General features: G+C 57.1%; 23 protein-coding genes. 12 read left to right on the forward strand and 11 right to left on the reverse strand.

Annotated elements, in window-relative coordinates; all coding sequences use genetic code 11:
- Nucleotides 1–51: 51 nt before the first annotated feature.
- A complete protein-coding gene (lolB, locus tag IEW65_RS03705; RefSeq protein ID WP_188638140.1) occupies nt 52–705 on the reverse strand; it encodes a lipoprotein insertase outer membrane protein LolB in 654 nt (217 codons plus the stop codon).
- A gap of 49 nt (nt 706–754) precedes the next feature.
- On the reverse strand, nt 755–2548 hold the full coding sequence (locus IEW65_RS03710) for a tetratricopeptide repeat protein (RefSeq protein WP_188638141.1): 1794 nt from the start codon (nt 2546–2548) through the stop codon (nt 755–757).
- A gap of 228 nt (nt 2549–2776) precedes the next feature.
- On the opposite strand from IEW65_RS03710, the gene hemA reads away from it, so the two are divergent.
- Genes hemA through IEW65_RS03735 form a run of 5 tightly spaced genes read left to right on the forward strand, consistent with a single transcriptional unit; the run spans nt 2777 to nt 7314 of the window.
- A complete protein-coding gene (gene hemA, locus IEW65_RS03715; protein WP_188638142.1) occupies nt 2777–4087 on the forward strand; it encodes a glutamyl-tRNA reductase in 1311 nt (436 codons plus the stop codon).
- Complete coding sequence (prfA, locus tag IEW65_RS03720) at nt 4084–5172, forward strand: peptide chain release factor 1 (RefSeq protein ID WP_188638143.1); 1089 nt, start codon at nt 4084–4086, stop codon at nt 5170–5172. The genes hemA and prfA overlap by 4 nt, the downstream gene beginning before the upstream one ends.
- Nucleotides 5172–6032 (forward strand): peptide chain release factor N(5)-glutamine methyltransferase, encoded by an 861-nt coding sequence (gene prmC, locus IEW65_RS03725; protein WP_188638144.1) that lies wholly within the window; start codon nt 5172–5174, stop codon nt 6030–6032. Before prfA ends, prmC begins: the two co-directional genes overlap by 1 nt.
- A 30-nt stretch (nt 6033–6062) precedes the next feature.
- Complete coding sequence (locus IEW65_RS03730) at nt 6063–6563, forward strand: Lrp/AsnC ligand binding domain-containing protein (protein ID WP_044628221.1); 501 nt, start codon at nt 6063–6065, stop codon at nt 6561–6563.
- Nucleotides 6564–6567: 4 nt separating this feature from the next.
- Complete coding sequence (locus tag IEW65_RS03735) at nt 6568–7314, forward strand: HesA/MoeB/ThiF family protein (RefSeq protein WP_188638145.1); 747 nt, start codon at nt 6568–6570, stop codon at nt 7312–7314.
- Between the two features lie 19 nt (nt 7315–7333).
- Here the strand turns inward: IEW65_RS03735 and IEW65_RS03740 are convergent, their stop codons facing one another.
- Nucleotides 7334–7882, reverse strand: a complete 549-nt coding sequence (locus IEW65_RS03740) for a bactofilin family protein (RefSeq protein WP_188638146.1) — start codon at nt 7880–7882, stop codon at nt 7334–7336.
- A 92-nt stretch (nt 7883–7974) separates the two neighbouring features.
- On the opposite strand from IEW65_RS03740, the gene IEW65_RS03745 reads away from it, so the two are divergent.
- Entirely contained in the window at nt 7975–8391 is a 417-nt protein-coding gene (locus IEW65_RS03745) for a bactofilin family protein (protein WP_188638147.1), read from the forward strand.
- 23 nt (nt 8392–8414) lie between these two features.
- On the opposite strand, the gene ahpF is transcribed toward IEW65_RS03745, so the two are convergent.
- The gene (gene ahpF / locus IEW65_RS03750) at nt 8415–9971 is read right to left on the reverse strand and encodes an alkyl hydroperoxide reductase subunit F (RefSeq protein ID WP_188638148.1); all 1557 of its coding nucleotides are present in this window, start codon (nt 9969–9971) and stop codon (nt 8415–8417) included.
- Between the two features lie 214 nt (nt 9972–10185).
- Nucleotides 10186–10749, reverse strand: coding sequence for an alkyl hydroperoxide reductase subunit C (gene ahpC, locus IEW65_RS03755; RefSeq protein WP_083024625.1), 564 nt, complete (start codon nt 10747–10749; stop codon nt 10186–10188).
- Between the two features lie 354 nt (nt 10750–11103).
- Between ahpC and IEW65_RS03760 the strand changes: the two genes are divergently transcribed.
- The 4 genes from IEW65_RS03760 (at nt 11104) to IEW65_RS03775 (ending at nt 15265) form a co-directional block, all read left to right on the forward strand.
- Nucleotides 11104–12207 carry a polyamine ABC transporter substrate-binding protein gene (locus IEW65_RS03760; protein ID WP_188638149.1) on the forward strand — a complete coding sequence of 368 codons (1104 nt, stop codon included), beginning with the start codon at nt 11104–11106 and terminating at the stop codon, nt 12205–12207.
- A 94-nt stretch (nt 12208–12301) separates the two neighbouring features.
- The gene (locus IEW65_RS03765) at nt 12302–13483 is read left to right on the forward strand and encodes an ABC transporter ATP-binding protein (protein ID WP_188638150.1); all 1182 of its coding nucleotides are present in this window, start codon (nt 12302–12304) and stop codon (nt 13481–13483) included.
- A 31-nt stretch (nt 13484–13514) separates the two neighbouring features.
- Nucleotides 13515–14426, forward strand: coding sequence for an ABC transporter permease subunit (locus IEW65_RS03770; protein WP_188638151.1), 912 nt, complete (start codon nt 13515–13517; stop codon nt 14424–14426).
- Nucleotides 14423–15265, forward strand: a complete 843-nt coding sequence (locus IEW65_RS03775; protein ID WP_188638152.1) for an ABC transporter permease subunit — start codon at nt 14423–14425, stop codon at nt 15263–15265. Before IEW65_RS03770 ends, IEW65_RS03775 begins: the two co-directional genes overlap by 4 nt.
- A gap of 12 nt (nt 15266–15277) precedes the next feature.
- Here IEW65_RS03775 and IEW65_RS03780 read toward each other — a convergent pair whose 3' ends face one another.
- Entirely contained in the window at nt 15278–15487 is a 210-nt protein-coding gene (locus tag IEW65_RS03780) for a zinc ribbon domain-containing protein (RefSeq protein ID WP_188638153.1), read from the reverse strand.
- A gap of 174 nt (nt 15488–15661) precedes the next feature.
- Here IEW65_RS03780 and IEW65_RS03785 point away from each other — a divergent pair, with 174 nt between their 5' ends.
- Nucleotides 15662–16075 (forward strand): DUF3617 domain-containing protein, encoded by a 414-nt coding sequence (locus tag IEW65_RS03785; protein WP_229755458.1) that lies wholly within the window; start codon nt 15662–15664, stop codon nt 16073–16075.
- A 67-nt stretch (nt 16076–16142) separates the two neighbouring features.
- Here IEW65_RS03785 and IEW65_RS03790 read toward each other — a convergent pair whose 3' ends face one another.
- Both IEW65_RS03790 and IEW65_RS03795 read right to left on the reverse strand, forming a co-directional pair.
- Nucleotides 16143–19283: an efflux RND transporter permease subunit gene (locus IEW65_RS03790; protein ID WP_188638155.1), complete on the reverse strand. Its 3141-nt coding sequence runs from the start codon at nt 19281–19283 to the stop codon at nt 16143–16145.
- Nucleotides 19283–20350 carry an efflux RND transporter periplasmic adaptor subunit gene (locus IEW65_RS03795; RefSeq protein ID WP_188638156.1) on the reverse strand — a complete coding sequence of 356 codons (1068 nt, stop codon included), beginning with the start codon at nt 20348–20350 and terminating at the stop codon, nt 19283–19285. The genes IEW65_RS03790 and IEW65_RS03795 overlap by 1 nt, the downstream gene beginning before the upstream one ends.
- 195 nt (nt 20351–20545) lie before the next feature.
- Here IEW65_RS03795 and IEW65_RS03800 point away from each other — a divergent pair, with 195 nt between their 5' ends.
- The gene (locus IEW65_RS03800; protein WP_188638157.1) at nt 20546–21730 is read left to right on the forward strand and encodes a BaiN/RdsA family NAD(P)/FAD-dependent oxidoreductase; all 1185 of its coding nucleotides are present in this window, start codon (nt 20546–20548) and stop codon (nt 21728–21730) included.
- Between the two features lie 91 nt (nt 21731–21821).
- Here IEW65_RS03800 and IEW65_RS03805 read toward each other — a convergent pair whose 3' ends face one another.
- The 3 genes from IEW65_RS03805 to IEW65_RS03815 are packed head-to-tail and all read right to left on the reverse strand — an operon-like array spanning nt 21822 to nt 22832.
- Nucleotides 21822–22121: a YqjK family protein gene (locus IEW65_RS03805; RefSeq protein ID WP_188638158.1), complete on the reverse strand. Its 300-nt coding sequence runs from the start codon at nt 22119–22121 to the stop codon at nt 21822–21824.
- The gene (locus IEW65_RS03810; protein ID WP_188638159.1) at nt 22096–22500 is read right to left on the reverse strand and encodes a phage holin family protein; all 405 of its coding nucleotides are present in this window, start codon (nt 22498–22500) and stop codon (nt 22096–22098) included. Before IEW65_RS03810 ends, IEW65_RS03805 begins: the two co-directional genes overlap by 26 nt.
- Complete coding sequence (locus IEW65_RS03815; protein WP_188638160.1) at nt 22500–22832, reverse strand: ElaB/YgaM/YqjD family protein; 333 nt, start codon at nt 22830–22832, stop codon at nt 22500–22502. Before IEW65_RS03815 ends, IEW65_RS03810 begins: the two co-directional genes overlap by 1 nt.
- Between the last annotated feature and the right edge of the window lie 74 nt (nt 22833–22906).

Consider the following 22906-nt stretch of genomic DNA (forward strand, 5'->3'; position numbering starts at 1 on the left):
TGTAAACGTATGAAAGAGGGCTGGCGTGTGCCGCCAGCCTGTCGCGCTCTATTAGGAGGCTTGCCACTGGTTAACGACCAGCGTGATACGCACATCACCGTAGTTCATGACTAAACGGCGCGGTAGCCACATGCCTTCTACTTGTTCCCAGTCACGGTAATCAATTTCCCAGCCATCCTGCTGTAGGAAGTTGGGGAAGCCGAGTTCGTCGGTTTCAAGCTGGTAGCTGGCGTGGTCGCCGGGCAGGCCGCGCACCCAGTCGGGCATGGCGCGTACAGGTAACGACCACCCTAGCTGCTCTTCCATTAAAGCTTCGGGGGTTTCCGCTTCAAAGCGACCGTCGCTGGTGGAAAGCGAGAAGCGACCCTCGCGGCCTTCCAGTACGCTACGGCCACCGCCAAAGGGCCCGCTAATCAGCATGCGGAAGTAGTGGGGAGTCTGGTTCCAGTCCAGGTTGGCGCTGGTGTTCTCTTGGGGCGTGCGCAGGCCCGCTTTACCGACTAGCGTCCAGCTTTCAAAAGCTTCTACCTCTGCCTGCTGGCGCTCCCACTGGCCAGCTTGGCGGCCGCCTTCATCTACCGGCGCTTGAGTGGCGCAGCCGGCAAGTGTTAACAGTGCCAATGCCGCCACCCACAGGCGGGCAGAGCGAGGAAAGGCAATATGCGGGGCATGGCCCCGGGCGCTATCTAAAGAGGGGGTCAACATAACTGGCTCCATGTCAGTGCTGTCTATGAACGATCAGAAAAAGTAAGCGTTAGGGTGTGCTTGGCGGCGTAAGTTCAGGGTGACGCTCAAGCAAATCATCAATTTGGGGGTGATAGCTGGCTCGTTGCAGGATGCGTGCAATCAGTTGGCGCGCCTCTTCACTGCGTCCCAGTGAGTGCAGTACTTCGGCCAAGTGAGCGGCAATTTCCTGGTCAGGCATCTGCGCGTAGGCGCTTTCCAGCCATGCCAGCGCATCGTCAGGTTTGCCCAAGCGGAAGTACACCCAACCCATGCTGTCTAGTACGGCGGGGTTGTCCGGGTCTGCTTCATAAGCGCGCTCAATAAGGTCGCGGGCCTCTTCTAGCCTGCCTGCTATATTGAGGTCGGCCAGCGTGTAACCCAGCGCGTTCAGTGCATCCGCGTTATTGGGCTCGGTGCGCAAAATTTGCCGTAAGTCCTGCTCCATGCCCGTTAGGTCGCCCATTTCCCAGGCGCGCATGGCGCGTAGGTAAAGCAGGCTGGTGTCATCTGGTGTGCGGGTGATCTCGCGATCGAGTAGCGCTGTGGCATCCTCTTGCCGTGCGAGTTCATCCAGTAGCTGTACTTCCAGGCGGACCAAGTCGCCGAAATAGGTGTCGTGGCGCATGCGCTCAATGCGCAGAAACGCGCGCGCATCCAGCAGGCGGTCGTCCTCAATCAGCATGCTGGCGGCGGCTGCCCTGGCAGGCAAGAACTCTTCGCCTTCATGCACTTGGCGGTAGTACAGGAGCGCGTTGTCTACTTCGTCTTGGGACTGCGCAATCGCGCCCATTAAGAAGTAGGCAATGTTAGGAATGCTCTCTTGGCCAATCAGCGGTTGCAGCAGCCGGTAGGCGGGTTCGCTGTGCCCCTCTTCCAAATAGAGCTGCGCCAGTGCAATGCGTAAATCCTGATTGCCACCGTGGCTCTCTAACAGGGTGTTGGTTTGCACTTCAGCGGCCGCAATGTTGTTAAGGCGAATTTCCGCTTGGGCCAGCATCAGGATAAAGCGCACATCATCCGGCGCGAGGCTAAGCCCTTGCTGGGCCGCCCGCTGGGCCGCGCGATGGTCGCCGGTTTCCAGCGCTAGGCGTGCTTTTGCCAGCCACAGGGCGGCGGACTCGGGCTCTTGCTGTTCGACTTCATCTAGGTAGCGCTGGGCGGTTTGCGTTTCGCCCAGGGCGGCCTCAATCAGAGCCGTGCCGAGCAGCACGTCGCTATGAAACTCGCGTTGAGACACCTCGGGCTGGGCAAGGTAGCTGCGCAGCTGCTGTGCCAGCAGCCGCAGCGGTGCCTCTTCGGCTACCGCAATTTCGGCAAAGGTGGCAATCTCGCCATTGCCGTCTGCGTCAGCAATGGCCAACCGCTGCTCTAGGCTGTCTAGCCAATCGCCCCGCTGCAGCGAGAGAGAGGCCAGCAGGCGGTTGGGCATTTCTGCGCGTGGGTCCAGCTCACGCCAACGCAGAGCGGCCGCTTCCATCAGTGCGGCATCATTACCAAAGCGGGCGGCAAAGGTGGCACGTTCGGCTAGCCCCGGTGCTGTATAGCGCTGAGCGGCTTCAAGATAGCCTTGGCCTGCGTAGCGGTAGTCGCCGCGCTGCCCGGCTAGCTCGGCGGCGAGCAGCGTGCGTAGCCCGGCGGCATCCAGGCCTTTGGTGATCGGCGGTGCCGATGCCATGGGATCTTCCAGGCGAGCGTTTGAGTCGCCACCAGGAAAGGATGGTGAAAGCTGGCAGCCGCTCAGCAGTAGCGTGGCGGCCAGAGGCAGTAGAGGAAAACCCGAAAACGAAAAGGGAATACCCAGTAGTGTTGCGCGATGGGGCATGCGTGTCTCGATCAAGTGGCCGAGTGTTCAGCATAGCGGCTTGGCTGCCTGCGGCAAAGTGGTGTGCGCCAGAACATGCTCTGCTGTGGTAGAATGTTCCACCTTGAAAAAGAGCCGAGTCAGCGCAATTCACTTGATGAGCTGCTCTCTTAGACTTGTATCAACAAGCCAAGAAACAATGACCGACAGTGACGTGACGACCGATCCACTAGCGAAGACGCCTAACCCATGACGCTTCTTGCCCTGGGAATCAATCATCGTACCGCCAGCGTAGCTGTGCGTGAACAGGTGGCTTTTACGCCAACGCAGCTAGACAGTGCGTTGGCCGAACTGCGTAGCCTGCCACACATTAGCGAAGCGGCCGTGCTTTCGACGTGTAACCGCACGGAGCTTTACTGTGTGACGGATGCCGCCGGTGAGCAGACGGTTCTGGACTGGCTGGGGCGTTTTCACAATTTGCGTGTTGATGAGCTTTCCCGCTGTGCCTATCACTACCACGATAACGAGGCCGCTCGTCATTTGATGCGCGTGGCCGTTGGGTTGGACTCCATGGTGCTGGGTGAGCCGCAAATACTTGGCCAGTTAAAAGATGCTTACCAGCAAGCGCGTCAGGCCAAGGGCTTGGGCGGCGAGCTGGAGCGCCTTTTTCAGCACACCTTCGCCGTCGCCAAGCAGGTGCGTACCGAAACCGGCATTGGTAAAAACCCGGTGTCGGTCGCCTATGCCGCCGTGAGCATGGCCAGCCGCATTTTTGATGACTTCAGCCGTGCCAGGGCGCTCCTGATTGGCGCCGGTGAGACCATTGAACTGGTGGCGCGCCATCTTCATGAAGCCGGTGTGCGTCAGTTAACGGTGGCTAATCGTACCCGCGAGCGGGCCGAGCAGATCTCCTCGTCGCTGGGCGGTACGGCGATCACGCTGCCTGAGATTCCGGACGCGTTAGAGTATGCCGATATTGTTATCTCCTCTACCGCATCGCCGCTGCCTATTTTAGGTAAAGGCATGGTGGAGCGGGCGCTGAAAAAGCGTCGCCATCGGCCCGTGTTTATGGTCGATATTGCCGTGCCGCGAGATATCGAGCCCGAAGTGGGTGAGCTGGCGGATGTGTTCCTCTATACCGTCGATGACCTGGAAGAGGTGATCGAAGAGAATCGTCGCCACCGTCAGGTGGCAGCCGACCAAGCCGAGTCGCTCATTGAGCACGGCGTTGGTAGCTGGCAGCATGAACGGCGTATTCGTAACGGTGGTGAGGTGATCCGCGACTATCGCCGCCACGGTGAGGCGCTGCGCGATCAGGCCCGCGACCAAGCGCTTGAGCGTTTGGCAAAAGGCGAAGACCCGGCCAAAGTGGTGGAGCGCTTAGCCCACCAGCTCGCTAGCCGCCTGATGCATCAGCCAACGCTCACCATTCGTGAAGCGGCCTCCCAGGAAAACCACGATTTGCTTAGCGCCGCACCGCGCCTGTTGCTGCCACCGAAGCCCGCCTTTGAGCAGCCAGCGCCCCCGGCAAAACGCCAGAAGGATGATACGCCCGCATGAAAGAGACTTTGCGCCAACGTTTAGACAGCTTCTCCGACCGGTTTGAAGAACTGGCCATGCTGCTGTCAGATCCTGAGGTGATCAACAATCAGCAGCGCTTTCGCGACTACTCCCGTGAGTACTCGGAGTTGGAAGAGCTGGTGGCGGCTTGGCAGCGTTACCTTGGCGTGGAAAAAAGCATTGCCGAGGCCGAGCAGCTAAGCCGCGATAGCGACCCAGAGATGCGCGAGCTGGCGGAGATGGAAATTCTCGACGGCCGCGAGCAGCTGGAAGCGCTTGATGTTGAACTGAAACGCCTGCTGATTCCGAAAGACCCAGACGACGGTCGTGGCGTCTTTTTAGAAGTGCGTGCAGGCACCGGTGGCGATGAGGCCGCGATTTTTGCAGGCGACCTCTTCCGCATGTACTCCCGCTATGCAGAAAAGCGCGGCTGGCGCGTCGAAATCGTCAGTGCCAGCCACGGCGAGCAGGGCGGTTATAAAGAGGTTATCTCCCGGGTGAAGGGCGATGGCGTGTATGCGCGGCTCAAATTTGAGTCGGGTGCGCATCGGGTGCAGCGCGTACCGGCCACCGAATCCCAGGGCCGTATTCACACCTCCGCCTGTACCGTGGCGGTGATGCCTGAAGTGGATGAAGTGGGTGATATCGATATCAACCCGGCAGATTTGCGGGTCGATACCTACCGCTCCAGCGGTGCCGGTGGTCAGCACGTTAACACCACCGACTCGGCGATTCGTATTACCCACCTGCCTACCGGCGTGGTGGTGGAGTGTCAGGAAGAGCGTAGCCAGCACAAGAACCGCGCTAAAGCGATGTCGCTGCTGGCCGCCAAGCTCAAGCGTAACGCAGTGGATTCCCAGCGCCAGGAGCAGGCCGATGCCCGCCGCTCGCTGGTAGGCTCTGGTGACCGCAGTGAGCGTATCCGCACTTACAACTTCCCTCAGGGGCGCATTACCGATCACCGCATTAACCTGACGCTCTACAAGCTGACCGAAGTGGTGAGCGGCGAGCAGTTGGACGATGTGATTGAACCGCTGATTCACGAGTACCAAGCGGAACAGCTTTCGGCGCTGCAGGACGCGTAATGACGTTCGACGCTTTGCTGAATAGCGCCGCCCAACGGCTGCAGTTAGCGGGCTCGCCGTCGCCTCGGATAGATGCCGAAGTGCTGATGGAGTTCGCCGCTGGCCGCAGCCGCACGTGGCTCTATACCTGGGGCGATAGCGAATGCCCTACTTGGCAGCACGCCCGGTTTGATGCGCTAGTCGCTGCGCGCGCCCAAGGCCAGCCGGTGGCGTATTTAACCGGAGAGCGTGAGTTTTGGGGGCTGCCTTTGGCGACTTCACCGACCACGCTCATTCCCCGGCCCGATACCGAAACGCTCGTAGAAGCCGCGTTGGCGCGAGCAGGCGCGCCCACGGGCAGACTGTTGGATCTGGGCACCGGCACTGGTGCCATTGCGCTGGCGTTCGCCAGTGAAAAGCCGGAATGGGAAGTGGTGGGGGCGGATATTCGCCCAGAGGCAGTGGCGCTGGCGACTCAAAATGCACGCTCGCTGAACATCACGAATGCCACGTTTCTGGTCAGCGACTGGTTTCGCGCCTTCACGCTTTCTTCTAGTTCACCTGTATCTTGTTCAACGTTTGAGATCATTGTCAGTAATCCACCCTATATTGCCGCCGATGATCCGCATTTAGGCCAAGGCGATGTACGTTTTGAGCCACGCTCGGCGCTGGTCGCCGAGGCAAACGGCATGGCGGATCTGCTGCACCTGATTACCCAAGCAAAAGCCCATCTCACGCCCGGCGGTTGGCTGGCGCTAGAGCACGGTTACCAGCAGGCCCCTAGCGTTCGCCAAGCGCTAGAGAAAGCAGGTTATCTAAGCGTTGAAAGCGTGCAAGACATGGGCGGCCATGAACGGGTTACCCTGGGGCACCTCGAATAACTGCCTGATTCATCAGTATTGGATCCTGCCATGAAACCAAAAAATAGAACGCTGGACCGTATCGACCTAAAGATTTTGCGCTGCTTGCAAGAGAACGCGCGCATCTCCTATGTAGACCTTGCCTCTGAAGTTGGTTTATCCACAACCCCTTGCTTAGAGCGAGTGAAGCGCTTGGAGCGCGCGGGCATCATCCGCGGCTACCAAGCCATTCTTGACCCCAGGGCGCTCAAGGCGAATTTGCTGGTATTTGTCGAAATTAGCCTGGAAACCCAGTCGCCTGCTGTGTTTGATGAGTTTCGTCGTGCGGTGGAGAAGCTGCCGCAGATTCAGGAGTGCCATCTTGTCTCTGGGCAGTTTGACTACATTTTGAAGTGCCGCATTCCAGAGATGGCCGCGTATCGTCAGCTACTGGGCGATGTGGTGCTGACCCTGCCCGGCGTGAAAGAGTCGAAAAGCTACGTGGTGATGGAAGAGGTGAAAGAGAGCTTTAGCCTGCACATCCCCGATTTTGAGGAATTTGAGGATAAGTGACGCGATGATGGACGATCAGGCGCTGCTGCGCTATAGCCGCCAAATCATGCTGCCTGAAGTGGACATAGAAGGGCAGGAGCGCTTGCGTGCAGCCCATGCGCTGATTATTGGCGCAGGCGGGCTGGGTTCACCGGTGGCGCTCTACCTGGCGGCGGCGGGCGTAGGCACCATCACCATCGCCGATGCTGACCATGTCGAGCTAACCAATTTGCAGCGCCAAATTGCCCATCAGCAGGCAAGCCTGGGGGTGAACAAAGCGCGTTCAGCCAAGGAGCGCATGCAGGCGCTTAACCCCGAGTGCCATGTTGTGGCGGTAGAGCAGCACGCAGAAGGGGAGGCGCTAGCGGCGCTAGTGGCCTCGGCGGATGTGGTGCTGGACTGCACCGACCGCTTCTCCAGCCGCTATGCCATTAATGCCGCTTCCCAGCAGGCAGGCGTGCCGCTGATTTCCGGCGCGGCGATTCGGTTTTCAGGCCAGCTAGCGGTGTTTGACCCACGTGATGACGCATGCCCCTGCTACGCCTGCTTGTACCCGCCAGGGGATAGCGAAGATGAGGCGCTGAGCTGTGCAGAGAGTGGCGTGATGGCACCGCTGGTGGGGCTGATTGGCTGCTTCCAGGCAGTAGAGGCGTTCAAGCTACTCAGTGGCGCGGGCAAACTGCACCAGGGGCTATCGACATTTGATGGGTTAAGCGGCCAGTGGCGTCATTTTCAGGTGCCACGTGACCCTGCCTGCACTGTATGTGGGTAGTGGTTGACGGATAGGTAGGTTAGCTGGCTTTCTCACTCTGAGAGGATTCAAGACGATGAATGTCATCCTGTGAGGGTGTGCACTTCTGCTTGCCTGCTTCGGAAGCACTCGCTTTGGTCGGTTGCGCGGTAAACATACGCTCGAAAATAGCGTTGTCAGGGTTCATATCGATAGTGCCATGGAAAGTGCTGCCATCTTCCAGCACTAAGCAAGGCGTGGTGATGGTACCCGTGACGTGAGCTCCGCCATGAATCGTCACTTTATGGAGTGCCACTAAACTGCCTTCGACCTTTCCTGATACGCGTAGTGTGTGTGCATAGGCATCACCATAGAGTATGCCGCTGGCACCCAGTTTGACCGTATGCTGTTTGCAGGTAATGGTGCCAGTGACCTGACCTTCAATGGTGAGGTCTTCATCGCTGTTTATATCGCCGTGCAGTTGGGTTTTACTGCCAATGACCGATGTGCTTTGGCGTGATGCAGAAGGCAGGCTTTTAGGCTCAAGAGCAGGTGTATTGGTCTCGGAGACCGCTAGCTGCTCGCCCGACGATTTTGCTTTTTTGAACATCACAATATACCTACTAAAGGCGTTGTTGTGTCTTGGCCCACCGCCTGCTGGTACGGGCGCTATCAACAACGTGGTAAATAAAGGAGGTGGCTATGATAACCGAAACGTGGCTTATCATTGCCGGTGTTGTCGCAATGACCATTATTGTTGTGGATGGCAAACGTAAAAAGCAAAAAGGGCTTTCAACCGAGCAGAAAAGCCCTCAAGCGCAAAGTCGGGTTGAGCAGGAAGTGACGCTTGCTCCACTAGCGCTGTGTCCACCTTTCGTCGGTAGTCATATCGGGGTGAAAACTCAGCTAATAGGGGTTGTGATCGCCGATGAACCCATGACGATTAGCGGCGCTGCCTCTGGTGAGGTGTATACGACGCACGGAGTCACGCTGACCTCTTTGGCTTATGTTGAGGGTAGGATTACGGCACGCTATTTGGAGTGCCATGAAGGTGCCGTCGTGTCTGCGGTGGTAGAGCCCTATCCAGCTAAGCAAAAGCCCGCTAAAGAGCGGGCTTAAACGTGTCACTTAGCGGCAGCTGATTAGTTACGAATCAGGTAGTCGAAGGCACCCAGTGATGCCTTGGCACCTTCGCCCATGGCAATAATGATCTGCTTGTAGGGCACGGTGGTGACATCGCCAGCGGCGAACACGCCGGGCACCGAGGTCATGCCGTGGGCATCGACAATGATCTCGCCACGGGGCGTCATTTCAATAGGCGAGCCTTTCAGCCACTCGGTGTTGGGCACCAGACCAATCTGTACAAAGATGCCTTCCAGCGCGATGTTTTTAATCTCATCGGTGTTGCGGTCTTTGTAGGTCAGACCGTTCACGCGGCTGCCGTCGCCGGTGACTTCCGTGGTTTGGGCGTTTAGCACGATATCCACGTTAGGCAGGCTTTTCAGCTTCTTCTGCAGGACCGCATCGGCGCGCATTTCACCCATAAACTCAAAAAGCGTGACGTGGCCGACGATGCCAGCCAGGTCGATAGCCGCTTCAACCCCTGAGTTACCGCCACCAATCACCGCAACGCGCTTGCCTTTAAACAGCGGGCCGTCGCAGTGTGGGCAGTAGGCAACGCCCTTGTTGCGGTACTGCTGTTCGCCGGGCACGTTCATTTCACGCCAGCGGGCACCGGTGGCCAACACCAGGGTTTTGCTCTTCAGCTTCGCGCCAGACTCAAACGTCACTTCATGCAGGCCGCCTTCGGCTTCCGCTGCTTTGAACGACGTGGCGCGCTGCAGGTTCATCACGTCAACTTCATACTCTTTGACGTGCTCTTCAAGGGCGCTGACCAGCTTGGGGCCTTCGGTATGGGAAACAGAGATAAAGTTCTCAATGCCCATGGTGTCGGCTACTTGGCCGCCAAAGCGCTCGGCGGCAACGCCGGTGTTAATGCCTTTACGGGCAGAGTAGATGGCTGCCGACGCGCCTGCCGGGCCACCGCCAATCACTAGCGTATCGAAAGCCGCTTTTTCGCTCAGCTTCTTCGCGTCACGCTCGGCAGCGCCGGTATCTACTTTGGCTAGGATCTGCTCAAGGGTCATGCGGCCTTGATCAAACGGCTTGCCGTTCAAATAGATGCTCGGCACCGACATGATTTCACGCGATTCAACTTCATCTTGGAACAGCGCGCCGTCGATGGCGACGTGACGCACGTTCGGGTTGAAGATCGCCATCAGGTTCAGCGCTTGAACCACATCCGGGCAGTTCTGGCAGGAGAGCGAGTAGTAGGTCTCGAACAGCATCTCGCCGTCGAGGTCCTTGATTTGATTGAGCAGTTCTTGAGAAGTCTTGGGTGGGTGGCCACCTACTTGCAGCAGCGCCAGTACCAGCGAGGTGAACTCGTGGCCCATGGGGATACCTGCAAACACCACGCCGGTCTCTTCGCCGGGGCGGTTAATCGCAAACGACGGCGTGCGGCTGTCTTGCCCGTCGCTGTGCAGAGTGATTTTGTCGGTGAGGCTGCTGATATCTTCCAGCAGGCCCAGCAACTCACGTGACTTGGCACCGTCATCGAGGGACGCAACGATCTCGAACGGTTGAGTCACTTTTTCCAGGTAAGCTTTCAACTGATTTTTTAAATTGGCGTCCAGCATGACAGTGGTTTCCTCGCAGTCAGCAGTAAATTGTTCTCAACCTAAAACGCCCGCTGCCGAGTCAGTAGGGCAGGCGGTAAAAGCGCTAGGGAAAACCGGTATGCGGTTACACGGGTGCTTAAACGAAACACCCGGGCTAAGTGCCCGGGTGTTGTGCTGCCTATAGAGATTCAGCTTGAAGCGATTTGAACCCCAGGCGGCAGCGGTAGGCGGTTTAGATTTTGCCTACGAGGTCCAGAGACGGGGCAAGTGTCTCTTCGCCTTCTTTCCATTTGGCCGGGCAAACTTCGTTCGGGTTTTCACGAACGTACTGAGCGGCCTTCACTTTACGCAGCAGCTCTTCAGCGTTACGGCCGATGTTGCCAGCGTTGATTTCAACAATCTGAATTTTGCCATCCGGGTCAACGACGAACGTGCCGCGCTCAGCCAGGCCTGCTTCTTCGATCAGAACTTCGAAGTTACGAGAAATTTGCAGGGTCGGGTCAGCAATCATCGGGTACTGCAGCTTGCCGATGGTCTCAGAGCTGTCGTGCCATGCTTTGTGGGTAAAGTGGGTGTCGGTAGACACGCTGTAAATCTCAACGCCCAGCTTCTTGAAGGCTTCGTAGTTGTCTGCCAGGTCGCCCAGCTCAGTCGGGCAAACGAAGGTGAAGTCGGCCGGGTAGAAGAAGAAGATAGACCACTGGCCTTTCATGTCGGCTTCAGTAACGTCAACAAATTCGCCGTTCAGGTAAGCAGTGGCTTTAAACGGTTTTACTTCAGTGTTAATCAAGGACATTCAAAACGTCTCCATAATAGGTGAATGGTAGTTGAAAAAGTTGCTACCAATGGTAGCGGTCTACGACTAATAGCTAAAATTGGAAAAATGAATCTTCCCAATGCATTTTGACTATTAATGAGTTTTGCTACCGTCAGCGACCCATGAAGTGGGGGCGTTGACGCTTTAATACAAGAATTTTTCACATACTCTTGCGATAGACGGCACTGCACCGCAAAATTCGCACGGTTGAGATAATCGCCTAAGCTGTTTTCAGCTGGATTGGGTTTGCACAAAAGCGCACCCGCCAGCGGCAGCCGGTTGCAGCACATGGGCTTTTTGGTGATGTGGACTTTACATTTAAGGAGTAGGTAAATGGGGAACATCCAAAAACTTTCAGGGGCCGTTACGGCCATCTCTTTTGCCGTAGCGGCCGCTGCTGCCCACGCTGATGAAGTGCGGGTATATAACTGGTCTGACTATATTGCCCCGGAAACGCTGGAAAAATTTACTGAGCGTACCGGCATAGAAGTGACCTACGATGTTTACGATAGTAACGAAATTCTAGATGCAGCGCTGCTGTCGGGCCGCTCTGGCTACGACGTAGTGGTGCCGTCCACGTACTACTTTACCCGCCAGGTAAAGGCAGGCGTTTTTCAGCCGCTAAACCATGAGTTGCTGCCCAATTTAGGCAACCTTGATCCTGAACTGATGGCCAATCTTGAAACCATCGATCAAGGTAGCGAATACTCGGTTCCCTATATGTGGGGTACTAACGGCATCGGCTATAACGTTGAGCGAGTGACCGAAATTCTTGGTGACGACGCACCGTTAGATAGCTGGGCGCTGTTGTTTGACCCGGAAATTACCAGCCAGCTGAGCGCAGCAGGCTGTGGTCTTTCGATGCTGGACTCTGCCGATGAGATGTTATCGCCTGCGATTGCCTATCTTGGCCGTGACCCGCTGAGCGAAAACATCGAAGACATTGAAGCGGCAGGCGAGGTGATTGCTGGCGTTCGCGACAACATCACTTACTTCCACTCCTCGCGCTATGTCTCTGATCTGGCCAACGGCGATGTGTGTGTCGCTGCAGGCTACTCGGGCGATATCTTCCAGGCCGCAGCCCGTGCTGAAGAAGCGGGGCGTGACTTCACCATTGGCTACAGCATCCCGAAAGAGGGCGCAGCTCTTTGGTTTGATATGATGGCGATCCCGGCGGATGCGCCGAATGCTGAAAATGCTCACGCGTTTATCAACTTTATTCTCGACCCTGAAGTTGCCGCTGAAATCAGTGAGTACGTGCGCTATGCCAACCCCAACTTGGCCGCTAACGAGTACCTCTCTGATGAGCTGCTCAACGACCCAGCTATCTACCCAGAAACAGAGGTCATGCAGAACCTCTACATCCAAGCGGAAAAACCGCAGGATGTGCTGCGTGCCCGTACGCGTACCTGGAACCGCGTCAAATCTGGCCGTTAATTCTACTCATCGCCTGACAGCGAGCCGGGCACTGCTCGGCTCGCTGTTTGTCTTTTATCGCCCGGTTAACCGGGCCTTTTGATGGGAGTGGCGAATGGTCACTACGCCCCTGTCGAACGATTCCTCAGCCTCTTCGTCTGCCATTCCTCCGCCTGCAAGGGCGCAGGGGAAAGCCCCTCGATTTGCTGAAGATATCGTTTTAGAGGTTAAGCGCTTGAGCAAGCGATTTGATGATGCGCTTGCTGTGGATGACGTGAATTTACAGGTGAAGCGCGGCGAAATTTTTGCGCTGTTGGGCGGGTCTGGCTCAGGTAAGTCCACCTTGCTACGCATGCTCGCCGGGTTTGAGACGCCCAGCGAAGGGAGCATTTTGCTGAGCGGCGAAAACATTACCGAGATGCCGCCGCACAAACGCCCCATTAATATGATGTTCCAGTCCTATGCCCTGTTTCCGCATATGACCGTGGCGCAGAATATTGCTTTCGGCCTGAAGCAGGACAAACTGCCGAAAGCTGAAATTGAAGCGCGGGTTGCCCAGATGCTGAAGCTGGTGCACATGGAGCGCTTTGCCAAGCGTAAGCCCCATCAGCTCTCTGGCGGCCAGCGCCAGCGGGTGGCCTTGGCGCGCTCGCTCGCTAAGCGTCCCAAGCTGTTATTGCTCGATGAGCCAATGGGCGCACTGGATAAAAAACTGCGCACGGAAATGCAGCTGGAAGTGGTCGAGATCATTGAGCAGGTAGGCGTAACTTGCATCATGGTGACCCACGACCAGGAAGAAGCCATGACCATGGCTGACCGCGTGGCGATCATGGCTGACGGCTGGATCGAGCAGGTGGGTTCGCCCGTGGATATCTACGAAAGCCCCGCCAGTCGTATGGTGGCCGAGTTCGTGGGCACGGTGAACCTGTTTGAAGGTGAAATCATTGAAGATGCCGCTGACCACTGCCGTATTGAGTCACCGTCGCTGTCACGGCCTATCTACATTGATCACGGTATTACCACTCAAGCGGTCGACCGCCGGGTGTGGGCGGCGCTGCGGCCTGAAAAAATCTGGCTGACCCGCGAACAGCCGACGTGTGAGTACAACTGGGAAGCGGGCAAAGTGGATGATATCGCCTACCTGGGCGGTTATTCGCTTTACTACGTGCGCACTGCCTCAGGAAAGATGATCAAGGTGAGCATGGCCAACACCGAGCGTCGCGGCGACCGCCCCACCTGGGAGGATAGCGTGTACGTTTATTGGGAAGACCATAGCGCTATCGTGCTGAACCGCTAATGCCCCGGTGGCTGAGAGGAGATTGCCTATTATGATGCCATCTCGCATTGCAGGCGTGATCAAGCGGATGCAGCTAGGCCGACGCGCCGTGATTGCTTTCCCGCTGGTGTGGTTGACGCTGTTTTTCCTACTCCCATTTGCGCTGGTGCTGAAAATCAGCCTGTCTGAGTCGGCCATTGCCATACCGCCTTATGGGCCGCTGGTGGAGTACGCCGACCAGACGCTGAATATTTTCCTGAATCTGGGCAACTATTTGTTTCTGTTGTCCGATTCGCTCTATGTGGCGGCGTACTGGGGGTCGATTAAAACCGCCTTTGTCGCAACGTCGGTGTGTTTATTGATTGGCTACCCAATGGCTTATGCCATGGCGCGTGCTCCGGGCCGCTGGCAGCTGATTCTGCTGCTGTTAGTGATGCTGCCCTCTTGGACGTCATTCCTGATTCGGGTGTACGCCTGGATGGGCATTCTCAGCAATAGCGGGCTGATCAATAACCTGCTGCTGGGGTTAGGCGTCATCGATTCACCGCTCCGGATGATGAATACCCAGTTCTCGGTGATTGTGGGCATTGTGTACGCTTACCTGCCGTTTATGGTGCTGCCCCTGTATGCCCATTTAACACGTCTGGATAACTCACTGTTGGAAGCGGCATCAGATCTCGGGTCACGTAAAATCAACACTTTCTTGAAGGTGACACTGCCGCTCTCTATGGGAGGCATCATCGCGGGCTCGATGCTGGTGTTTATTCCAGCGGTCGGGGAGTTTGTGATTCCTGAGCTGCTGGGCGGCCCCGATACCTTGATGATTGGTAAGGTGCTGTGGGAAGAGTTCTTCCTCAACCGCGACTGGCCCGTGGCCTCGGCGCTTGCCATGGTGATGCTGCTGCTGTTGCTTATTCCTATTGTGTGGTTTCACCGTTACCAGTCACGGGAGCTTGAAGAATGATGAGATCACGTCGACGTCCAAGTTTTACCACCGTGATGCTGGTATTAGGGCTGCTGTTTTTGTACCTGCCCATGGTGGTGCTGGTGGTCTATTCGTTTAACGAATCTCGACTGGTGACGGTATGGGCCGGGTTCTCCACCCAGTGGTATGGCGAGCTGTTCCGCGACCAGCAGATTCTGTCGGCGGTATGGACCAGCCTTGAGATTGCGTTCTTTGCCGCCAGTATGGCGGTGTGCCTGGGAACGGTCGCTGCGTTCGTCATGACGCGCTATGGCCATTTCCGCGGTAAAACGGCGCTCTCCAGCATGGTGACGGCACCGCTGGTCATGCCGGAAGTCATCACTGGGCTTTCGCTGCTGCTGCTGTTTGTGCAAATGGCGCAGCTGATTGGCTGGCCCGCCGACCGGGGGATGGCCACCATCTGGATTGCCCACACCACGTTCTGTAGTGCTTACGTGGCGGTGGTGGTGGCGGCTCGCCTGCGGGAAGTGGACCGCTCTATTGAAGAAGCGGCGATGGATTTAGGCTCACCGCCGGTCAAGACCTTCTTCTTTGTGACGCTGCCGGTGATTGCGCCCGCGCTGGCTGCCGGTTGGCTGCTGGCGTTTACGCTATCGCTGGATGACCTGGTGATCGCCAGCTTTGTCTCTGGGCCAGGCGCGAACACGCTACCGATGGTGGTGTTTTCATCGGTGCGCATGGGCGTGTCGCCCAAAATCAACGCGCTGGCCACGTTGATTATTTTGACGGTGTCGTTAGCCACGCTGCTGGCGTGGTACTTCATGCGCCGCAGTGAAGCTAAGCGTCAGGCGGCGATGCAGCAAGGAGAGGGAGTTTAAGCTTTTCTAGCGCTACAGCACGTCGTCATCACGCCCTGTGATAACGGCGTCTAGCTCCCCGGTCATCGGTGACACAATGACTTGTAGCTGTATAGGGGCGCAGCACTGGTGGCAATCTTCCCAGGTGTCGTGGCTGCCCTGGGAAGTATCGATCACAAAGGTGAGCGGTGTGTCACAGTAAGGGCAGTGGAAATCGTGATTGACTAGCGCGTCGTCGTGCATAGTGTTTGCCCTTTTTAGCGTTACTATTGATGTCGGTTGATATCGATATCAGCATGATAGCTGTCTAGTTTAGCAGTGCTGTTTGTAAGCAGGCACCTGATGAATGAATCAGGTAGGATAATGGCGAGTTTTCCCGAATCACCTAGCGAGATAAAAGCGATGATGAAACGATACATGGCAGTTGCGGCCCTAGCGGCCTTCCCGATGGTTGCCCAGGCGGAAACACCCAACGTGACGCCCGGCGAGTGGGAATTCGTCAGCGTCACTAGCGTTAGCGGCGATATGCAGATTCCTGACCAAACGGAAACCGAGCGCCAGTGCATTACTCAAGAAGAGTTAGACGGTGCTGAGTTTGGCTTTATTGAAGAGGAAGAGGGCTGCGAGCTTCTCAACCAAGACATGAATGCCGACGGCCTTTCCTACAGCATGGTGTGCCGCGCTGAAGGTGGTGAAGCCACCATTGATGGCGAAATGCGCTTTATGGGCGAGCAGATTGAAGGCACCGTGGATATTTTGACTCAGTCTCCCATGGGTGAGCTGACCATGAACACCGCGATTGAAGGCGAGCGCATCGGCGACTGCGAATAAGCAACGCCGTTGTGACGTTTAAACACTCAGGGCGCCTAATGGGCGCCCTGAGTGTTTTTGGGATGCGTTATCGCTCTGGCGTATCCAGCGGCGTGTGTTGAGCCGTGGGTGCGTTGGCGATCTCTTCTTCAAGCTGACGCTTCACCGCCCCAGGCGAGCCTGAGTAACGGGCCAGCAGGTCGTAGGCCACCGGCACCACAAACAGCGTGAAGACGGTAGCCGCACCGACCCCGGCCATAATGACCGTGCCAATCACCAACCGCGATTCCGCCCCTGGGCCGCTGGAGATAATCAGCGGAATGGCACCGGCCATGGTGGTCACGGCGGTCATCAAAATGGGCCTTAGGCGGGTCACCGAGGCCTCAATTAACGCCGAGCGAAATGCTTGCCCTTCATCGCGTAGTTGGTTGGCGAACTCGACAATCAGAATGCCGTTTTTCGCCGCCAAACCAATCAGCAGCACCAAGCCCACCTGGCTATAAATATTCAGCGATTGACCGCTGAGCAGCAGTGCGAGCAGTGCGCCGCTCATGGCCAGCGGCACCGTGAGCATAATCACAAACGGGTGGATGAGGCTTTCAAACTGAGCGGCCAGTACCAAGAACACCACGACAGCACCCAGCACTAGCAGGAACATCGTCGCGCCGCTTGCCTGCTGGAAGTCTCGGGATGGCCCGGCCACGTTGGTTTGCACCTCTTCCGGCAGGATGGTGTTGGCGGTGTCTTGCAGGTAGGTCAGCGCTTCGCCCAGCGGGTAGCCATCGGCGAGGTTGGCTTCAATGGTAATGGCGCGAACGCGGTCAAAGCGGTTTAGCGTGCTAGCACCGGCAAAATCAGACAGCGTCACTAGGCTTGCCAGCGGAATTAGCTCTCCTGTGCGTGCCGAGCGCACCTGAATGTTATCCAGCGCTCGCGGGCTGTTTTGGCGGCTGCGGTCGCCTTCCACAATCACGTCGTACTCTTCGCCGTCGTCCACGTAGCGGGTAACGTTACGGCCACCCAGCAGCACTTCCAGCGTGCGGCCAATCTCGGTGACCGTGACGCCTAACGAAGCAGCGCGTTCGTAATTGATGTCCACACGCAGCTGCGGCTGGGTTTCGTCGTAATTACTCTCGATGGCAGTCAATCGGGGGTTGTCTTCGCGCACATGGTTAATCAGCCGATCACGCCAGCGGGCGAGGTCTTCGTAAGTGCCGCCACCCAAGACAAACTGCACGGGCTTCTGAGTGCGCTGACCAAAGCCTTGGCGCATCACCGGGAAGGCCTGGACGCCAGGGAGCGAGCTGAGCTGCTGGCGCACGTCGGCCATGATCTCCCAGGCGCTGCGGCGGCTACCCCAGTCGGCCATATTGACGATGATGAAGCCGCTGTTGAAGTTTTCGATATTACCGAAGCCACGCGGGGCACGTACCACCACGCGCTCCAGCTCACCGCTCTCTACAAAGGGCGTGAGCCGCGCTTCGATCTCATCCATGTAGTCCATCATGTAGTCGAACGTGGCCCCTTCCGGGCCGTTGACCAGCACGATAAAGTTACCGCGATCTTCCTGCGGGGTGTATTCATTGGGCAGCTCTGACGCCAGCCACGCCGTGCCGGCGATCAGAAGGGCAAACAGGGCCACGACCAGCCATTTAGCCGCCAGCACGGCTTCCAGGGCTCGCTGGTAGCGGCGTTTGGTGCCGTCTAGCAGCCACTGTACGCCTTGCCCAATGCGGCTGTCGTGCATGCCGGGTTTGAGGATTTTAGACGCCATCATGGGCGTTAAGGTGAGTGCCAGTAGTGTAGACACAATGACGGCGGCCGCCATGGTCAGGGCAAATTCAGAGAATAGCCGGCCGATATCCCCCTGTAGCATGCTGAGCGGTACAAACACGGCGACCAGCACCAAGGTAGTGGCAATGACCGCAAAGGCAATTTGCCGCGTGCCGCGAAAGGCGGCGACCAGCGGTGTTTCGCCGTAGTCGTGCATGCGTCGGTTGATGTTTTCGAGCACCACAATGGCGTCGTCTACTATCAGCCCGATGGCCAGCACCAGTGCGAGCAGGGTGAGCAAGTTAATGGAGAAGTTCATGGCCGCCAGCGCCGTGAACGCGCCAATCACGGCAATCGGCACCGTCACGGCGGGCACAATGGTGGTGCGCAGATTGCCCAGAAACAGGAAGATGACGACCACCACGAGCCCCATGGCGATGAAGAGGGTCATCACCACCTGCTCAATGGCCCCGGAAACGAACACAGAGGCATCGTAATTCAGGGCAAGCGACATGCCTTCAGGCAGGGTGTCTTGGAGCCGCCCAAGCTCTTGTTGCACCGCCTCAGAAAGCTCAATGACGTTGGCGGTGGACTGCATAATCATCCCCAGCCCCACCATGGGTACGCCGTTGGCGCGGAAAACAGAGCGGTCTTCCACGGAGCCCACTTCCACCCTGGCAACATCAGAAAGGCGGGTTAGATAGCCGTTGTCGCTTTGGGTGATGGCTAGGCGCTGAAAATCATCGGCGGTGGCGAAGCTGCGGGGCAGGCGGACAATAAACTGACGGTCGTCGGATTCAATCGACCCCGCAGGCAGCTCGACGTTTTCGGCGCGCAGTGCATCTTCCACATCGCCGACGGTAAGGCCTCGGGCTGCCAAGGCGTTACGGTCAAGCCAGACGCGCATGGCGTAATCCTGACCGCCCCCTACGCGCACCCGCGCAACGCCAGGCTGTACTGAGAGGCTATCGACGAGAAAGCGGTTGGCGTAGTCGGTCAGTTCGGCAATGGAGTAGTCGGCGCCGGATAGGCTTAGCCAAACAACAATCTCTTCGCTGCTGTCGGCTTTGGTCACTTCCGGGTTGTCGGCATCGTCTGGCAAGTTACGCAGCGCGCCTGATATACGGTCGCGAACATCGTTCGCCGCGGCGTCGATATCCATGGTGATGGCGAACTCAATCTCAATCCGCGAGCGTCCATCTTCGCTTTGGGAGGTGATCAGCTCGATGCCTTCCACCCCGGCAATGCGGTCTTCCAGCACCTGGGTAATGCGTGTTTCGACGACGCTGGCGGATGCGCCTGGGTAGCGGGTATCAATACTGACGATAGGCGGGTCAACCGTGGGGTACTCTTGCAGCGGCAAGCGGTTGAGGGCGAGCAGGCCAAAGGCAATGATCAGCGCGGCAATCACCATGGCTAGCACGGGCCGCTGAACGGAAATATCGGATAAACGCATTAGCGGTCAGCCTCCAGCAGCGAGCGAATGTCCGTGCTGTCATCGGCAATGCCTAGTAGGCGTACTTCCTGGCCTTCGCGGGCCAGCTGTAGGCCGTGAATGACCACCAGATCGCCTTCGCTAATGCCTTCCAGTACCTCTACCTCTCCACTGCGCCGCTCGCCAATAGCCACTTCTCGGCGCTCTAAGCGAGGGGCCTCCTCCTCTTGCTGAATCACCATCACAAAGTGGCGGTTGCCGCTGGGTTGAATCGCCGCTTCAGGGAGGACGAGCGACTCACGCACGCGCTGTTGAACGATCACTTCCATTAGCATACCGGGCCGCAGCTTTAGGTCTGGGTTCGCCAGTTCGGCGCGCACATTCACGCTGCGTGAAATGGGGTCAATGCGGGTGCCAATACTGGAAATATCGCCCCGAAATACCTCGTCTGGGTACGCGGCGGTGGTGGCACTGAGGCTCAATCCCGCCGATAGCCTCCCCAAAAACACTTCGGGTACGGTGAAGTCCAGCTTCATGATATCTAGCTTGTCGAGTGTGACTAGCTCCATGCCGGGGGTGACGAGCGTGCCGACACTGACGTTACGAAAACCCACACGGCCGCTAAACGGGGCATGGAGGCGATAATTCTCAAGCCGCGCTTCGAGGGCTTGGGCATCAGCTTGTGCTTGGCGAAGCCGGGATTGCGTATCTTCTACGTCGGCTCTTGCGGCTAAGTTGCGCTGCTGAAGCTGGGAGGCGCGGCCTGAGGCGTTACGCCGCTCATCGGTAATCGCTTGGGCGGCTCTTAACAGCGCCTGCTCTTCGGCATCTTCCAATCGAATCAACAAACGACCGCGCTCTACCTGCTCGCCGTCATCAAAGTTGATCTCAGCGATGGTGTCGGTCACGGTGGCAGATAAAGTGACGCTTTCATCGGCGCTTAGGGTGCCCAGCGCTTCCAATGGATCGGACCAGGTCTCGGTCTTTACGTGGTAACCAATGACTGGCGGCTGTGACTGCGCGCTGGCAACACTGGCCCATCCAAGGAGAAGCAAGAAGCAGCAAAAGGGGCGTTTAAAAGCGAGCATAGGTATCTCTGTGTTATTAAATAGAAGTCGCAGTGGTTCGCAATCGGTGGTGATAGTAAGCCATTACACGCAACGGTGTTGAGGCAATTGGGTGTTATCTTGTGCATTTCTTGTACATTGACTTTTGAAATGTACAGTAGTTTGGCGCGCCTTACCTGTTAAAATGCCCGCCTTTTCATCTTTGGAGCCTCAGTTATGGTCTACGACGTCGTGGTCATTGGCGCAGGTGCCGCTGGTTTAATGTGTGCAGCACAGGCAGGCTATGCCGGGCGACGCGTTTTGGTGGTCGACCATGCAAACAAAGCGGGTAAAAAAATCCTGATGTCTGGGGGAGGCCGCTGTAACTTTACCAACCTTGATACAGCGCCTGGACACTTTTACTCTGAAAATCCTTATTTTTGCATTTCTGCATTAAAACGTTACCGTCCGGAACATTTTGTATCGCTGGTGGAGACCCACGGCGTTGAGTATGTGGAGAAAGCCCCAGGGCAGCTATTTTGCGCCGACTCCGCCAAAGAGATCGTGCGGGTACTGTTGACCGAGTGTGAGTGGGCCGGTGCAGAAATTAAACTGAAGACTTCCATTTCCCGGTTAGAGCGGCAGGGCGAGGGCATGCGGTTGACCACCTCGCTAGGCACGATTGATGCAGGGGTGGTGGTAGTCGCGACGGGAGGGCTTTCCATTCCTACCATGGGGGCGACAGGCTTTGGGTACGATATCGCCCGCCAGTTTGGCTTAGAGGTGCTACCCACTCGCCCAGGCTTGGTGCCGTTTACCTTAAGCGATAGCTGGAAAGAGCGGGCGGCGGGGCTGTCTGGGGTCAGCGTGCCCACGGCGGTGAGCTGCAAAGAGAAGCGCTTTGTCGAACCTATGCTGTTTACCCATCGGGGGCTGTCCGGCCCTTCCATGCTGCAGATTTCCAGCGTATGGGAGCCGGGAAGCGCAATCTCCATCGACCTCTTGCCGGGCGAAGATGCGGCTGGCGCGTTGCGCCATGCTCGCCAGGAAACCCCTAAGCGGCTGCTGTCGACCTGGCTAGGCGAGCGTTTCCCCAAGCGCTTTGCTCAGGCGCTATTAGAGTGGTATCCCGATCAGCACTTAACCAGCCCATTGGCGCAATACAGTAACGAGGCGCTTGATGTGTGGGCCCAGCGGCTCAACCAGTGGCAGCTAAAGCCGGCGGGCACGGAAGGGTGGCGCACGGCGGAAGTGACCATGGGCGGCGTGAGTACCGACGCTATCTCATCGAAAACCTTTGAGGTCAAAGACCTGCCGCAGCTGCGCTTCATCGGTGAAGTGCTGGATGTGACGGGGCAGCTTGGCGGCTATAACTTTCAGTGGGCGTGGGCCAGCGGCGTGGCTTGTGGGCAGGCGTGCTAGTGTCAACGCGGCGTATTAAAAAGCCGTTGTGGGAGAACCACAACGGCTTTTTAGAAACAGCTTGCTAGGCTAAACCCGCTCTGTTGCGTACTTAGGTTGCTACTTTAGTCAGCAATTTTAATTTACGAAACAGCATATAGCCCGCCAACGCCTTGCGGCCAACCGCCATGGTTCCGCCAGGGTGGCGCATAATGCGTAGGACCGCAATGCCTCCGATAGCATAAAGGGGAAGCTTGAGGCTTCGCCAGTTGCTGTCTAGCGGTGATGAAGCCCGTTTCAACGTGTCGCTATCCACTAAGATATCGATACGCTGTTGCTCTAGCTCAGCCAGCAATGCGGCTTTACGCTCTGCCCGGCTAGGTGGCTTAACGACGCTGTTGTGACGAGTCATCCTCATTCACCTCCAGCAGTGCTCGGTCAGCGGCTAGCTGCTTTAACGTCTCTTTAAGCAGCGTATGTCGTTTTGCCTGACGCAAAGCAATCATGGCCAGCAAAATACTCAGCGCAATCAGTACGCCTGCGCTAACACTAATAGCGGTAATGCGGTATGTATCCCAAAAGAGAACAACCACTAGCGCTGTAAGCGTAGCAACACCTAGCAGTAGCAACAGTAAGCTGGCACCTGCTAGTAGCAGCAGCACCAATAAACGTGCGCGTTCCTCTTCTAGCTCTAAAACCGCCAAACGCAGGCGGGTTTCACTGTTAGCAACCAGTGACTTCAGCAGGCGTTTGGCGGCAGAAAAAACGCGTTGGGTGGGACCCAAAGCCATTAGCGACGACCGAGTAGCATACCAACAACAAGACCGGCGGCAGCACCAATACCGAGGCTGGTCCATGGGTTTTCACGAACATAGCGGTCGCAGCAGTCAACCTGTTCAGAAAGCGTTTCGCGGGTATCTTCGTAGAAACGCTCTCCACGTGCTTCTAGACGGGCACGAGTATCCTTCAAACGTCGTTCGGCACGCTCACGCAGGTCACGCATTTCACCGCTGGCGTCTTTTGACGTCGCGTTCATTAGCTCTTCGACCGTTTCGCTTAAATGACGCAGGTCTTCTTTCAACTGATCAGCGCGTGCGGAGGTATCTGTATTACGTTTTGCCATGATGTCTTCCTTTGACGAATAAATGAGTGACGACTTCAGCATAGCAGCCGTCACCATATAGACAACCCTGCCGG

It is taken from the genome of Vreelandella lutescens, assembly GCF_014640815.1.
Classification (GTDB): Bacteria; Pseudomonadota; Gammaproteobacteria; order Pseudomonadales; family Halomonadaceae; genus Vreelandella; species Vreelandella lutescens.

Excerpts from the sequence above, each read along its gene's own strand:
- lolB (WP_188638140.1), bottom strand. The coding sequence starts at position 705 with ATGTTGACCCCCTCTTTAGATAGCGCCCGGGGCCATGCCCCGCATATT.
- IEW65_RS03710 (WP_188638141.1), bottom strand. The coding sequence starts at position 2,548 with ATGCCCCATCGCGCAACACTACTGGGTATTCCCTTTTCGTTTTCGGGT.
- hemA (WP_188638142.1), top strand. The coding sequence starts at position 2,777 with ATGACGCTTCTTGCCCTGGGAATCAATCATCGTACCGCCAGCGTAGCT.
- prfA (WP_188638143.1), top strand. The coding sequence starts at position 4,084 with ATGAAAGAGACTTTGCGCCAACGTTTAGACAGCTTCTCCGACCGGTTT.
- prmC (WP_188638144.1), top strand. The coding sequence starts at position 5,172 with ATGACGTTCGACGCTTTGCTGAATAGCGCCGCCCAACGGCTGCAGTTA.
- IEW65_RS03730 (WP_044628221.1), top strand. The coding sequence starts at position 6,063 with ATGAAACCAAAAAATAGAACGCTGGACCGTATCGACCTAAAGATTTTG.
- IEW65_RS03735 (WP_188638145.1), top strand. The coding sequence starts at position 6,568 with ATGATGGACGATCAGGCGCTGCTGCGCTATAGCCGCCAAATCATGCTG.
- IEW65_RS03740 (WP_188638146.1), bottom strand. The coding sequence starts at position 7,882 with ATGTTCAAAAAAGCAAAATCGTCGGGCGAGCAGCTAGCGGTCTCCGAG.
- IEW65_RS03745 (WP_188638147.1), top strand. The coding sequence starts at position 7,975 with ATGATAACCGAAACGTGGCTTATCATTGCCGGTGTTGTCGCAATGACC.
- ahpF (WP_188638148.1), bottom strand. The coding sequence starts at position 9,971 with ATGCTGGACGCCAATTTAAAAAATCAGTTGAAAGCTTACCTGGAAAAA.
- ahpC (WP_083024625.1), bottom strand. The coding sequence starts at position 10,749 with ATGTCCTTGATTAACACTGAAGTAAAACCGTTTAAAGCCACTGCTTAC.
- IEW65_RS03760 (WP_188638149.1), top strand. The coding sequence starts at position 11,104 with ATGGGGAACATCCAAAAACTTTCAGGGGCCGTTACGGCCATCTCTTTT.
- IEW65_RS03765 (WP_188638150.1), top strand. The coding sequence starts at position 12,302 with ATGGTCACTACGCCCCTGTCGAACGATTCCTCAGCCTCTTCGTCTGCC.
- IEW65_RS03770 (WP_188638151.1), top strand. The coding sequence starts at position 13,515 with ATGATGCCATCTCGCATTGCAGGCGTGATCAAGCGGATGCAGCTAGGC.
- IEW65_RS03775 (WP_188638152.1), top strand. The coding sequence starts at position 14,423 with ATGATGAGATCACGTCGACGTCCAAGTTTTACCACCGTGATGCTGGTA.
- IEW65_RS03780 (WP_188638153.1), bottom strand. The coding sequence starts at position 15,487 with ATGCACGACGACGCGCTAGTCAATCACGATTTCCACTGCCCTTACTGT.
- IEW65_RS03785 (WP_229755458.1), top strand. The coding sequence starts at position 15,662 with ATGGCAGTTGCGGCCCTAGCGGCCTTCCCGATGGTTGCCCAGGCGGAA.
- IEW65_RS03790 (WP_188638155.1), bottom strand. The coding sequence starts at position 19,283 with ATGCGTTTATCCGATATTTCCGTTCAGCGGCCCGTGCTAGCCATGGTG.
- IEW65_RS03795 (WP_188638156.1), bottom strand. The coding sequence starts at position 20,350 with ATGCTCGCTTTTAAACGCCCCTTTTGCTGCTTCTTGCTTCTCCTTGGA.
- IEW65_RS03800 (WP_188638157.1), top strand. The coding sequence starts at position 20,546 with ATGGTCTACGACGTCGTGGTCATTGGCGCAGGTGCCGCTGGTTTAATG.
- IEW65_RS03805 (WP_188638158.1), bottom strand. The coding sequence starts at position 22,121 with ATGACTCGTCACAACAGCGTCGTTAAGCCACCTAGCCGGGCAGAGCGT.
- IEW65_RS03810 (WP_188638159.1), bottom strand. The coding sequence starts at position 22,500 with ATGGCTTTGGGTCCCACCCAACGCGTTTTTTCTGCCGCCAAACGCCTG.
- IEW65_RS03815 (WP_188638160.1), bottom strand. The coding sequence starts at position 22,832 with ATGGCAAAACGTAATACAGATACCTCCGCACGCGCTGATCAGTTGAAA.